The organism is Bartonella elizabethae F9251 = ATCC 49927, from assembly GCF_000518165.1.
GTDB classification, from domain to species: domain Bacteria; phylum Pseudomonadota; class Alphaproteobacteria; order Rhizobiales; family Rhizobiaceae; genus Bartonella; species Bartonella elizabethae.
On the sequence record NZ_JADB01000014.1, the window covers coordinates 25,447 to 39,607 of the forward strand.

Here is a 14,161-nt window from a genome sequence, read left to right on the forward strand (position 1 = left end):
TTCTGGTAATTTTAAATGGAAAAAAATGCCCTCATTTCCTTAAAAAATGTCAGCCGTTGTTTTAACAAAACGGCGGGCAATCCAGCGGTTGATAATTTATCTCTTGATATCCATACCGGTGAAATCCTTGGTATTATTGGTCGTAGTGGAGCAGGAAAATCAACACTTATTCGCTGTTTAAACGGATTAGAAAAAATTGATACCGGCTCTCTTTTTTTTGAAGGCGTCAATATTTCCAATCTATCAGAGACAGAATGGGCACCTTACCGTCAACGGATTGGGATGATTTTTCAACATTTCAATCTTCTCTCATCGCAAAAGGTGATTGATAACATTGCATTACCGCTCAAATTAAGTGGTGTAAACAAAAAACAGCGCAACAAACATGCCCTTGAGCTTATTGAATTAGTCGGATTATGGGGGAAAGAATATTGTTATCCAGCAGAATTGTCTGGAGGGCAAAAACAACGCGTTGGTATTGCCCGAGCGCTCGCCGCTAATCCTAAAATATTGTTATCAGATGAAGCAACCTCTGCTCTTGATCCTGAAACAACACAATCTATTCTTGAACTTCTTGCCGATATTAACAACCGCCTCAATCTCACAATTGTGCTTATTACCCACGAAATGGAAGTAGTACGCACAATTGCGCATCGCGTTGTTGTTCTCAATCAAGGGCGCATTGTGGAAGAAGGACGTGTAAAAGATATTTTTACATCTCCACAAGAAGAAACAACCATTGCCATGCTTAAACTTGTTACGCCACAACTTCCTGAAAAATATGCAAAAAATCTTAAACCCATCGGCCAAGAAGCTGTTATTGAAATAAATATTGCCGGTGAAATTGCCCAACAGCCTTTTCTCCATCTTCTGGAAGATGAAAGCGGTTTAAGAGCACGTATTCTCCACGGAGGCATTGATACAGTCCAAGGGGAAACCATCGGGCGTCTCTTCTTATGCCTTCCTGCTCAAGATCAAGAAGCTTTTAAAAAAGCCGTTCAATGGTTAACCGAAAAGGGACGATATTGCGAGGTTTTAGGTTATGTTTAATGTTTTATCTCATGAACTTCCCAATGCCTTTTTTGACACAATCTTGATGACGATAAGTGCTTCTTTGATGGCGCTTATTATAGGGCTTCCCCTTGGTCTGCTTCTTCACACAACAGCACGTGGCGGAATCTTTGCTTCATCTCTTATCAATCGCCCTTTAAGCATCATCGTTGACAGTATTCGTGCCATTCCTTTTATTATTCTTGCATTTTATCTTCTTCCCGTTACCCGTATCGTGGTAGGAAGAGGGGTGGGAATGTCTTCTGTTATTTTTGTTCTCACCATTTCAGCTATTCCTTTTTATGCACGCATGGCCGAACTCTCTTTTAAAACCGTTGAAAACGGTCTCATTGAAGCGATCCGCTCTATGGGAGCAAGCCGTCTTCAAATCATCAGATATGTTCTCATTCCGGAAGCCCTCCCTAGCCTGATTACAGGTTTTACAGTCATGGTCATTTCTCTGATAGGCGCCACCTCACTTGCCGGATATCTTGGTGGAGGCGGTTTAGGAGACATGGCAATTCGCTATGGCTATCAACGCTATAATACCTTCATCATGACCATTGTCATCCTTCTTTTAATTATGCTCAATATCATAACCCAGTGGACTTCTGATAAAATCGTACAAAAACTTGATAAAACAAAGCATTAAAAGACTGAAGATTTCACACACCAGCTTTATCATCCTCTTTACCACTTCCAAAGTGAAACCACCTCCCCAGTACACTCATTGGTGATCGAAAGCATTCATTTTAAAAAAACAAGCATTTTTTCTCTTATCTTAAACAGTTTTATCGATATAAGCTCCCATTTTGTAATCAAGTAAATAGTTTGAATATCTTCAATATAAAAGGATATTAAATGAAAGCTCTTACAACATTCAAAGCTCTCTCTCTCACCGTAAAAATGATAAATGACCATGTTAAATCACTCTATTGATCACAATCCAATCATAATACCCCATCAAAACAGTCGAGCAGAAAGAACAACCCGCTATGACGAGGAAAGCTATAAAACCTCCACCATAATACCATAATTATGCCAGATCACTCTTAATGTATTGAGTGTTGTCTCCCAAAGCCTTAGATAAAAAACAGGAACATCTCGCCAATTCATTGCTAATCTATTCATGGTTTTATAACATTCTTTTCTTAAACAAGGTTTGTGCTTTAACAGCGACCTGTCAATCAACATCTAGACCGAATGCCACAGCATATTTGAAACACAGATTGAGTGGGATAAAAGTTCTAAACACTGTTCCTACTGTTATACCAAAGTGCAAGCGAGTGCATTGCAGATCTGTCAAGCATAATTTCTAAAACCAGCTCATTTGAAAAGAATATTAAGATGTAAAAGTATCAACCAATTTCCATCTTTACCATCATTCTTGAGTTCGGCATTAAGGCTTTCAAAAATGCCTCACGCAATATTCTTCAAATAATGAAGATTGCGCATTATCTCATACTTTTATCTATCGCGTTTTTAATGAATCACAACCTGCTCGTAAAACAGAATGCCCCAAACGGAATAGGCTTGGCACACATCTTCATACGCTTTTAAAAATACATCAAGGTTCTCACGTCCATTTTCCATTTCGCAACAGCAGCCGTAAACGGTATAATAACCAATCCATTGCCCCCTCATCTTGACGCTTCATAAAAGAGAAAACCGTTACCATCCGACACTTTGCCAGCATCCAATGTTGTACCCCACTACCCTTAATACTTGAGATGGTTCAAAGACATAGCTTGTCTGTACAGTTTCAGTCCACATAGATGCCCCCGCTTTTAAACGTGCAACTGAGTGGTTCTAATTGTTTCAACATGGAATGCGTTTAAAATGAGAAAATCTTACGATATTCTGGAGTCGAATTCAGGATGAATGATACGATATTATACTTATAAATCAATATATTATCAATTTTATCGTCGATAAAAAATTCTCATAAAATCGTATGAAAATTCTTATTAAATAAAGCTCGCAAATCATCTTAAGGATTGGAAATTTTTTTTCCCATCACAGCAACAATAAGCCATCGAGCGGTAAGGGCTGGTTTTTTTAACTGTTCCACTTCCACTGTAACCCCATAATGGAAGACTACACGACCAGAAGGGCGAATTTCTGCATCATCGAGTAAAAAACGCGCCCGTATCCGTGTTCCTGTTTTCACAGGACTCATGAAGCGTACTTTATCAAAACCATAATTAATCCCCATTGTAGCCCCTTCTAACTCTGGAAGGGCCTCATAAGCAAGCGCAGACAAAAGCGATAATGTTAAAAACCCATGAGCAATCGTTCCCCCGAAAGGTGTCTTTTTAGCCTTTTCCTCATCAACGTGTATCCATTGATGATCATCTGTAGCGCATGCAAATTGATTAATCATATCCTGTGTAACAAGACGCCACTCTGATAATCCCATTTCTTTTCCAATAAAAGTAGTGACATCTTGTACTGTGATTTTTTGCTGCATAACGCTAGTCCTATTTTATTTGATAAAAGCAATCACCCCCCCTTGCTTTTATAAAACCCATTGATTAGAGCATCAAGAATAAAAGATTAATTGTCTTAAAAACAAATACACCTTATGAATGAGAAATTCTTTTTAGTAGAATAGTTTTCAAATGGGAAAAAAGAATGGCAAGCAATGTAACCCTAACAGGTTTAGCGCATGATTTAAAGCAACGTGCAGAAAACCATCCCCCCATCCGTATTGGACTGATCGGTTGTGGAGAGATGGGCACAGATTTATTATCAAGTATTGCGCAAATGGAGGGAATAACCGTTGCTGCTGTAGCCACGAGGACACCGTCACGAATTTTTGATGCTGCAACACTTGCCTATGGCGAAGAGGGACATGTCTGTGAAGTTGAAAATACTCATGCCCTCACACAAAGCATTGAAAAAGGTTTGATTGCGGCAACAGATGATATTGACCTTGTTTTGCGCCATGAACAAATTGATATTATTGTTGATGCAACAGGCTATCCTGAAGCGGGAGCAGAAATTGGCTTTAAAGCGCTTGAAAACAACAAACATCTTGTCATGATGAATGTTGAAGCCGATGTTACGATTGGTGCGTATCTAAAACATGAAGCAGAAAAACAAGGACTTATTTATACCCTTGGTGCTGGTGATGAACCGACTTCCTGCATGGAACTCATCGAGTTTGTTTCAGCTCTTGGGCATAAAATTGTTGCAGCGGGAAAAGGAAAAAATAATCCTCTGCTCTTTGATGCCACACCTGATGTTTACGAAGAAGAAGCATTACGGCGTAATATGAATGTACGCATGTTGGTTGAATTTATTGATGGTTCCAAAACGATGGTTGAAATGGCAGCCATTGCCAATGCCACTGGACTTCTCCCTGATTGCCCAGGAATGCATGGCCCCCAAGCGGCACTGCAAGATTTAAACAAAGTCCTTATTCCAAAACAAGATGGCGGTATTTTGCAGCAATATGGTGTGGTGGATTATTCAATAGGTCAAGGTGTTTCTCCAGGTGTCTTTGTCATTGCAGAAATAGCACACCCACGTTTACGTGAACGTATGGAAGATTTAAAAATCGGTCAGGGACCTTACTTCACCTTTCATCGCCCCTATCATCTCACAGCAATGGAAGTTCCCCTCACCTGTGCACGCGTAATGCTTTATGGTAAAAAAGATATGGTTCCCCTTAGCCATCCCGTAGTAGAAGTCTGTGCTGTTGCTAAAAAAGATTTATATCCAGGAGATCAGTTAGATTTTATCGGTCTTTATACGTATCGCGCTTGGATCATGAATATTGCAGAAGCACGCGCCCACCAAGCCATTCCTTGTGGTCTTTTAGAAAAAGCAACAGTCACAGCTGCCATTAAAAAAAATGAACTTATTACAGCACATAATACGGCGATCCGTGAAGATCAATGGATTGCCCGTCTTCGTGCCAAACAGGATCTTTTGCTTGATTGCTCTTCTACCGCCAAACTATAAATATCCTCTCCTTACCCTAACATAAAAATCCATTGATGTATAAGGAACAATGTTTTTTTTCTAGAGGAGAGTAACGCATAAAAAAATAAACGCATTTTGAATTCATAGTATTTTCTTCGTGACGATCTCATGGATTAAAAATCCTTATTCAAAACAATATTTTATGCTTGTTTTCCCTTTCCTTCCACTCATGCATTCCCTTCTTATCCCCTTCCTTAATAGCCCCCTTCCCTTGCGCAACAGAACACCCAGAATACACTTGTATTACACATTCAGGTTTCTGTTTGAATAAAGACATTTTTCAACGCCGCCCGTCATCACCTCCCTCTCACGAACAGTGCGTATCAATCTCATGCTCAAATCCCCATGAGGCGGTCTAAGATTGGCTATGTATCACTATCTTTACGCCATAACGATACGAAACCAGCATCATCATTTTATTTTCCTATATTACGATAGCCCTTAAGCCGTAGAGACTAATTCATGAAAAAAATTTTACCGTTTTCTTAATAATTTTTACCCTTACAAAATGCAATTTGTTGTATACGAAAAAACGCTTTTGATAAATCCAACATACACAGATTTAAAATGGTAAATACTTATAAAGAAGTAATTTTATTTTTAATTTAATAGTTTGATTTATAATGACAACTTACCATCAGTCACGCACATTAGAAGATAAAATACAGAAATTTTTTATTGTATCTCTTCTTGTTTTACCCTCTAAAAAACATTAAAAAAAAGATAAATATACCTTTGATGAATAAGCTTTATATAGCAATATTAAAAAGGCTCATAAAGAGGATAAAAGGTTTAAACCTTATGGCAAGAAAATAATCATAAACTATAAAAAATCTAGTTACATCACTTTGAAAATAAAAAACATCAATTGCAAGATGTTAGACTTTAATAATAGTGTTTAGTATTAATAATCACTATTTTTCTATCCAATATAGCACAAAAAGCATCAAATATTGATTTTTTTAAATAAGAAAATAAAAGAAAAACTCATAGACAAAGTCGATGAATCTTCTAATGAAGTGTACAGAATATTCCTAAAAGAGAAACAACAGTTCCAACAATGTCCCCAACACATAAAGAAGCAAAAAGCGAGAAAACACCTATTCCACCCCAAAAGATGTTACCTGAATATGCAGAAACTTTTTCAGCTCTTCCAAAAGCAACGCCATCCTGTTCCTCAAAGCTGTAAATAGCAGCTCTATCCAATACTTTAATAACTGCATTATTTTCTTCTTTAGAAACAGCAACTGTCAATCTCCCTTGAAATTGATCTTTTACAAAACTTGCATTCCCCTCTATAATTTGTACAAAAAAAAGAATAAGGAGGGTAAAAGTAAATGAACATACACGATTTTTAAATATTTTAAACATAGCTTCATTTGCTCCTCTTTTTCTTCACTGAAAAAGTGAAAGAATATTTACATATATAAAAATATATAACACAATATGATATATTATATGCAACTTTGTGTTAAATATAATACATTATGTATTACGTGTAAAGATGTAAAAACGAAATAATTTAAATTTTAAAAATAAATACTGATAAATTCAAAATAATAACAATAATACTAGAAAATTTCTAAACGGCCTAATTAAGAAAATTTATTTTAAAATCAAATGACTATAAAACACGGAAAACACAATTAAACATCGCCTCACATTACAAAAAATATTATCAACATAAAATGTAATATTTTATTATTATTACCTAAAATTTTAAAAATATTCATGAAGTTTAAGCGTAATTTATTATTTTTATAATAGAATCAGTTATGATTTATGCTCTTAAATTAAGAATATAAAAGTAATAATTTTTATAAATATGCTTGAAAGTAATAAAAATTAATCAAATTTCAAAGCAAAATAAATTAATTAAAAAATATAGACTATAAATTTTATAAATACGTTGAAATGACAATAAGTTTAAAATATTATAAAATCAGAACTTTCAACATAATAATACTTGCCTATTATCGAGATCAGAGAAAGATGGCATAGCGCTTCAAGGATCTCTTATTATATCCCTCATCGATATATGGTACAGGTTTACTCTCAATAATGTCGAGAAATAACATCGCGAGCAAATAAAAATAGCGATCTAAAATGAATATATTTTCATCAGTAAACCTTAAAAGTCTGCCCATTTTTTAACAAAATCGTTATAAAGCGTAAAAGATTTTTCAAGATCTCTATCTTCAAAATTAACAAAACGCACTTATAAAATAAATTAACTTATCAGATTTATAAAAACATTATAAGAAACATAAAAGTGCGAGAAAACTACCTAAAACCAAATACTAAGATAGTCATGAAAAAAGAGATAATTCCCCAAAATGCTGAAAAACAACTCTCTTGCCTAACCTTCATAAAAGTTAGCTGATTTTTTTCTTCAATAAGGTAGATCACAGCCCTATCTATATTTTGATTCACTCTATTTTTCTCTTGATGAGTAAAAAATAATTCTCTTTGAAAGAACTCTTTAGCAATATCTATATGACTTTCTGCACCTTGTGCAAAAAAAAGAATGAATGCTATAAAAATATAACAATAAAAATTATTTTTAAATACTTTAAACATGAATTTATATTGCCATATTTTATTTAAATAAAAAATTAAAATAATAATAAATTATTTAAAAATAAAATCTATTTCCTAACAAATTATTTTTATAAATACAATAATACACATATTATAGTTAATATAAACATCATTAAAATATGAATAAAAAAATTATGCAAATATTTGAAGGAAAAGTGATAGGGTAAGCTATGGGAAAATCGCGTTTTTGAAGGACCTGCTTCAAGATAAACAGATTGAAAAAATAGCCTTAAAACCGATATTGATCAATCAATTTATCAACGGCTCATCTTAAAAGCGAGGAACTGATTTATAATCATAATCCATTGTTTTGCATATTGAATGCAAGACCACCTGAAAATTATAAATTCCTCTTAAGTTTAATGCTGTTTATATTAAATCAATCCAATTTATTTGCTTGCAAATCACAAATGAAAATGATGTGTAGAAGGAAAACTTTAAAGAAAAAAATATAACTTATGAGGTATTTTAAGCACTAAAGGCTGTTGCAAAAATCGAAAGATGACAAAATATATGCTGCGCCCCCTTTTTACTTTAACAAGTATAAAGATGATGGTATACAATCTTTTTGCTATTATAGGGATTGACCGTTATACATCTTCGATGTGCAATGTTACAAAATAGGCTTGAATACTTGCTTTTTCTTTAAAACAAGCGACGTGTAACACAATAGGGTTATCTTGATTTCAACGGTGCTTTCTCTTTATCATCTGATCACTCATCAAATGATAAACTCATCAAGCCCTCTATAATTTCGCGACGCTGCACATCGAAGGGCATAAACGGTAAATTCATTGAGAACCACCATCTTGACGCTTCATAAAAGAGCAAGCCGGCACCACCACACATTTTACCAGCCGCCTAATGTTGCAAGACCAAACCTTTAGCGCTTGAGACGATTCATAAGAAGCATACCTGTACAGTTTCACGCCTTACAGCTAATCTACTTGTGATGGGCAAGAGACATGGTTTTTATTCACTCAAAATGGAACAGGTTTGGAATAAAAAAGACTTATGATTTTCGAGACTCTCATTCAACATGAAAAAATAAACACTCTTTATAAATCAATATAGTGTCATTATGTGATTTCATCTCATGTAAATTCTTCTCATTATATTTATTTTTTCTTCATAAACACTAAAATCTGTTAAGACACTCTTCAAAGTAAAATGAGTGCACAAACATTTCTATTCTTTTGTAAGACATCTATATAAACTTGAATTCAGAACGCAAGAACCCTGATTGAAAGCAAAATTTGTATCACCCTAGTCTTCATATCAACAAAAATGTTTTGGTTATCCTTTCTTCATAACAAAAAGACACAATCAAAAATGCCTACAGAAGTTACCGATCTTTAGAATGAGTAGCGCATATTCGATCAAAACTGTATTAGCTTCTCTCAATAAAACTTTTCACTATTTTTAATAAAACTCTCATTTTTAGAATATCCCTATGAGCTGTAAAAACACACCTATTTGCGTTTCTCGTATAGATAGATTAAATAGTGATAGCACCTTTGATCACTTTATCTGTATGAACTCCTCTTTTGGGCAATAATTTATGGTATCTAACACACCTTTTCTCGCTCTTTTACCTTTGGGCGCACATGAATATCACGGAGAGCACCTTCCCTTTGAAACCGACTGGATTATTGCTGAAGCTTTTGCAAAAGCCCTCACGTTAGAAACAAAAGAACAATTTCATATCGCCCTGTTACCGGTTGAGAAAATTGGCTATTCTATAGAACATATGGATATCACAGGGACACAAACTCTAACCTTTTCTGATGCGATTAAGCGCTGGATAAAGATTGGTGAAAACTGCTATCATAAAGGGATCAAGCGTCTTCTTCTTCTCAATGCTCACGGAGGCAATTCACCTTTAATGAGCATTGTTATCACCGAATTGAGAAGGCGCCTTTCCATGCTTGCTGTAGCAACAAGCTGGAGCCGTTTTGGCTTGCCGCAAGGTCTGATAGAACCTTCTCAACAGCATCTTGATATCCATGGCGGTTTTATCGAAACCTCTCTTATGCTCTATTTAGCCCCAGAAAAAGTCCATATGGAAAAGGCAAAAAATTTTCATAATAAACAAGCGGATATGATTGCCAATTATCGCCATTTACGCGCCTATGGTCCTCATGCTTTTGGCTGGACAATGCGTGATCTCAACACGCAAGGTGCAGCAGGAAACGCAAGCAAAGCAACACCCCAAGCTGGGAAAGAAATCTTTTCTCATGTTCTGTCTCAGCTTCGTGATTTACTTGATGATATCAAGCGGTTTAACATAAATACATGGCAATAAAGAACAATAAAAGGTCTCTCCATGGAAACGACACCCTCAAAAAAACTTCCTGTTACGGTTCTCACAGGCTATCTTGGTGCAGGAAAAACTACTCTTCTCAACCGCATTCTCAGTGAAAATCATGGCAAGCGTTACGCCGTCATTGTCAATGAATTTGGTGAAATTGGGATTGATAATGACCTGATCATTGAATCAGATGAAGAAATTTATGAAATGAATAACGGCTGTGTTTGCTGCACTGTGCGGGGTGATCTCATTCGCATTCTGGAAAGTTTGATGCAACGTTCTCATCGATTTGATGCGATTATTATAGAAACAACAGGACTTGCCGATCCGGTTCCCGTAGCACAAACCTTTTTCATGGATGATACTGTCCATGAAAAAACAACGCTTGACAGTGTCATAGCGGTCGTTGATGCAAAGCATTTGTCCTCTCAACTGAAAAACAGTCGTGAAGTTGAAGAGCAAATTGCCTTCGCAGACATCATTCTTTTAAATAAGATTGATCTTGTCACGGCACAAGAGCAAGCCCATGCAGAGTCGCTTATTCTTGCCATTAATCCTCGTGCTATACTCTATACAACACAGCGCACCAATATTCCTCTTGATAAACTTCTCAATCGTGGTTTCTTTGATCTCCAACGGACTCTAGACCATGAGCCTCATTTTCTTGACCACGAACATAAAAACCAACCTGAAGATCATGTGTGTGGTCCCGATTGCCATCACGACCATCATCATCACACATCTACCATTCATGATATTACCATCACTTCTATAAGTTTAAAAGCGGGTGCCCTGCAACCAGAGAAATTTTTTCCTTGGATCCAACAGCTTACGCAGCAACAAGGACCTGATATCTTGCGTCTTAAAGGCATTATTGCCTTTCAAGGAGATGATGATCGTTATGTCATTCAAGGTATTCATATGCTTCTTGAGGGACAACACCAACGCCCATGGCGTGAGGATGAAAAACGAGAAAGCCGCCTTGTTTTTATCGGACGCTCTCTTGATGGCGAAAAATTAAAAACTGATTTTGAAAATTGCGCATAAAATGAATGACAATGCTAAACATAACCCATTATGATCTCCAAAGTTACTGCCTTTCCTGTGGATTTATAGGCAATAAACCAGCCTTTGTTTCCGTGGAAGGTTTGATTGTTTTTTTAACTCAAACCCCACAAGTCTTTAAAGTTCACCAAGGAGTAATTTCAAGTCATTTTTCCCATGACCAGACTGCAATCATCACAGGAGGAGAAGATGGAAAAGTCTGTCAAACAACAGTAGGTGGTCATACAGAACTACTCAGTCAAAAAGAACGCAAATGGATAAATAACGTTGCTTTTGGTCCCCAAAAAGCTTTTGCCTTTTCCTCTGCACGTCTTGCATTTGTACATGTGGGAAAAGAACAACAAGAGCTCCCACATGAGCGCAGTGTAGAAGGCTTGGCTTTTGCCCCAAAAGGTTTACGGCTTGCCGTTGCTCATTACAATGGCGTTACGCTTCATTGGCTCTCAACACAAACATCCCCCACCACATTGGTATGGAAAGGGGCGCATTGTGATGTCACCTTTTCACCAGACAACCGCTATGTCATTTCCACGATGCAAGAAAACGCCTTACACGGCTGGCGTCTTACCGATCATCAACATTTACGGATGAGTGGCTACCCAAGTAAAGTTAAAAGCTGGTCTTGGAGTGCAAAAGGAAAATGGCTCGCAACATCAGGTGCTTCTGCAGCAATTGTTTGGCCCTTTCATACAAAAGATGGCCCCATGGGAAAAACACCTCTAGAACTTGGGACACGAGCAGATGCCCTTGTTAGCACCGTTTCATGCCATCCAAGCAAAGAAATTGTCGCCATAGGCTTCAATGATGGAATGATTTTAGCGGCACATTTTCGTGATGGAAAAGAAGTCCTTCTAAAAGGCTATGGAAAAAGCGCTATTTCAGCACTCAACTGGGATCAAACAGGACACACCCTCACCTTCGGCAGTGAAAATGGTGAATGTGGTATGATCAATATCACTGATTAAGCCAAGAACCAACAAGCACAACCATCATTGATAAAAATACCCACACAATCCTCTAGAAATCTGAACTATCGCCCATCTCTAGAACTCACAGAAATTCCACTCCCCTCCCCAAAATCCCCAAAGTCTTTATAATCATGAAGCCTTCCATCTTGCTAGAACCTCCCTTGAGACAAGAAAAGACCTCTTTATTCCTATGATCAAAAGAAGGAAACTCAACACTTATCCTTCTCAATAAATTTTTTTGACCGCCACTTGATACCTCAAAAAATAAAACTCCCTACCAGTTTTGATCGAAAATCTGGTTTCTTTTCTAGACATATCAAATTGGTTTAATAAAGGATATTCATTGTTTTACACCTAGGAATGAAAGCCTTTCAAATCATAAAATTCTCTCAGATCAAATCTGTTTATATTAAATTAATCAAAACCATTTGCTTTTACATGACAAACAGAAGAAAGCCCGTATCAATACAAAACATTTAAGAAAAGACTAAAAATACTTCTTATAAATATTTTCGAGTGCTAAAGTCACCGCAATATTGGAAGCTTAAAAAATAGAATGATGATGCCCACTTATTAGAGCAATAACAATACTCTATATCTTATCAAAGTTTCTCTTGGTATCTATCATTTGCAAAAAAGAAACAACATCCCTAAAAACACAATCAAGCATCCTTTATTTTTTATGATCATTTAACCTCAAATTCTCTCAGTCTTTTCTAAAAAAACAAGTATTTTTCTAAAATCCTCAAGGAAAAATCTTAAAAAAATGAATAAAGAAACGGACAAAAATAATCCTAAAAACTCTTACGAAAAATGCCTAAAACCATTCTGAGCCCACTTTAATATTAAAAAAAACCATCAATACCACCTTTTTTGAAAGCTTACACAACAAAGCATTCAGTATAAAAGATTGTCATCACATTCATAATGAAATCCGTCCTCATATCACAACATTAAAATTTGTAGAAAAGTTTCTCATTACTTAGAAGCAAGCATCTTGAATACTTCAATAATCAATCAAAGAAATCGTTTACAGTAGCTTTTTATACTAAAAAAAATAACCATATATTGATGAAGGAATATAAGTTAAGAGATTAAAAGGCAGAAGATTTTTCTGCCTTTCATATAAAAGTGTACAATGGATCTCTTTTAAAAACGGTGGCGCAATCCAGCAGAGAAACTCGCACCAGAAAAGCCAACTTTTTTAAGCCCATGCTGATAACTAACATCCCCATGAAGAGAAAGTTTTGAAGAAAGACGCGCATTAAACCCAAGCCCTGCTTCTAAGTGAGAACCAAAAGAACCTAATTGAAAATCATCTTTAAAAGAAACAAATTGCTTATCTTCAAAACTATGCAAATAAGAAAACTTACTATAAAAAGAAATCTCTCGTCCCTCTTGAGAAACATTAAGTGTCTTACTTAAACGCCCACCAACACCCCCCATCCATTGATGAAATTTCCCCAAATCAACATCAATCTGATCAACATCATATGCTTGATAAAACTGAAGTTGCTGATACATAACCTGAACCTGTGGATCAAAAACAACACCTTTATACCCTATTGAAAACCTTCTGCCACTCGTTAAAGATCCACTAAACTCTTTTCCCTTTAACGCCAAAACCTTACCTCGTGCAAGCGTCAAAATATCTCCCTTAAAAAGACCATAGGATAATACCCCATCAATATAAAAACCCGCATCATGCCGTAGACTTCCATAAGCCCCAACAGACCATTTGTTTAATGCGCTTTTTTTACTTTGTTCAACCTCCTGAGGATATAGAGAAAGATTTCCATAGTTTCCCAAAGCCCCAAAGAGTGTACGCGTATATAAACCCTCCATCTCGTTTAACAAAACACCGGCTTGCAACGCATTATAATCAAGCTCAGCGCCATAGCCATATTCGAAAGCGGATAAATTGGAAGCATAATGATGGCTTGCCCCATAAGCATGCAGAAAAAAGGCCGTGTCTTTATTATCTCTTCCAAAAGAATAAAAAGCTCCCCGCATTGTCTCTAACATCTTATTTTGCGTGGTCATCTCCATCAATCCCGCATGGAATAAAGCATTTGGCAAAAGCAGATACGTTGGCAATTGAGGAACAACAGCTCTAATTCCTTGTTCAGGCTGCCCATCAAACGGGACAGAAAGATGAGACGAAGGATCAACAGGA

At 36.2% G+C, this 14,161-nt stretch carries 11 protein-coding genes; 6 read left to right on the plus strand and 5 right to left on the minus strand.

Annotated features, from left to right (window positions below; genetic code table 11):
- The first annotated feature begins 15 nt into the window (after positions 1 to 15).
- On the plus strand, positions 16 to 1,050 hold the full coding sequence (locus T429_RS0107245) for a methionine ABC transporter ATP-binding protein (RefSeq protein WP_005774877.1): 1,035 nt from the start codon (positions 16 to 18) through the stop codon (positions 1,048 to 1,050).
- Positions 1,043 to 1,702, plus strand: a complete 660-nt coding sequence (locus tag T429_RS0107250; protein ID WP_005774876.1) for a methionine ABC transporter permease — start codon at positions 1,043 to 1,045, stop codon at positions 1,700 to 1,702. Before T429_RS0107245 ends, T429_RS0107250 begins: the two co-directional genes overlap by 8 nt.
- A gap of 1,338 nt (positions 1,703 to 3,040) precedes the next feature.
- On the opposite strand, the gene T429_RS0107265 is transcribed toward T429_RS0107250, so the two are convergent.
- Positions 3,041 to 3,520, minus strand: coding sequence for a MaoC family dehydratase (locus T429_RS0107265; RefSeq protein ID WP_005774874.1), 480 nt, complete (start codon positions 3,518 to 3,520; stop codon positions 3,041 to 3,043).
- Between the two features lie 164 nt (positions 3,521 to 3,684).
- Between T429_RS0107265 and T429_RS0107270 the strand changes: the two genes are divergently transcribed.
- Entirely contained in the window at positions 3,685 to 5,019 is a 1,335-nt protein-coding gene (locus T429_RS0107270; RefSeq protein WP_005774873.1) for an NAD(P)H-dependent oxidoreductase, read from the plus strand.
- Positions 5,020 to 6,051: 1,032 nt separating this feature from the next.
- Here T429_RS0107270 and T429_RS0107280 read toward each other — a convergent pair.
- The 3 genes from T429_RS0107280 to T429_RS11190 all read right to left on the minus strand — a co-directional run bounded on the left by T429_RS0107280 (position 6,052) and on the right by T429_RS11190 (position 8,490).
- Positions 6,052 to 6,411: a hypothetical protein gene (locus T429_RS0107280; protein ID WP_005774872.1), complete on the minus strand. Its 360-nt coding sequence runs from the start codon at positions 6,409 to 6,411 to the stop codon at positions 6,052 to 6,054.
- 912 nt (positions 6,412 to 7,323) lie between these two features.
- A complete protein-coding gene (locus T429_RS0107285) occupies positions 7,324 to 7,620 on the minus strand; it encodes a hypothetical protein (protein ID WP_005774870.1) in 297 nt (98 codons plus the stop codon).
- Between the two features lie 735 nt (positions 7,621 to 8,355).
- Positions 8,356 to 8,490, minus strand: a complete 135-nt coding sequence (locus T429_RS11190) for a hypothetical protein (RefSeq protein WP_280173545.1) — start codon at positions 8,488 to 8,490, stop codon at positions 8,356 to 8,358.
- A gap of 712 nt (positions 8,491 to 9,202) precedes the next feature.
- On the opposite strand from T429_RS11190, the gene T429_RS0107290 reads away from it, so the two are divergent.
- From T429_RS0107290 to T429_RS0107300, 3 genes are read left to right on the plus strand one after another with little or no spacing between them, the layout of a single operon-like run.
- Complete coding sequence (locus T429_RS0107290; protein ID WP_005774869.1) at positions 9,203 to 9,946, plus strand: creatininase family protein; 744 nt, start codon at positions 9,203 to 9,205, stop codon at positions 9,944 to 9,946.
- Positions 9,947 to 9,967: 21 nt separating this feature from the next.
- The gene (locus tag T429_RS0107295) at positions 9,968 to 10,999 is read left to right on the plus strand and encodes a CobW family GTP-binding protein (protein WP_005774868.1); all 1,032 of its coding nucleotides are present in this window, start codon (positions 9,968 to 9,970) and stop codon (positions 10,997 to 10,999) included.
- Between the two features lie 11 nt (positions 11,000 to 11,010).
- Complete coding sequence (locus tag T429_RS0107300; RefSeq protein ID WP_026500936.1) at positions 11,011 to 11,982, plus strand: WD40 repeat domain-containing protein; 972 nt, start codon at positions 11,011 to 11,013, stop codon at positions 11,980 to 11,982.
- 1,152 nt (positions 11,983 to 13,134) lie between these two features.
- On the opposite strand, the gene T429_RS0107305 is transcribed toward T429_RS0107300, so the two are convergent.
- Positions 13,135 to 14,161: autotransporter outer membrane beta-barrel domain-containing protein (locus tag T429_RS0107305; RefSeq protein ID WP_026500937.1), on the minus strand; the 1,027-nt coding region annotated here is incomplete at its 5' end.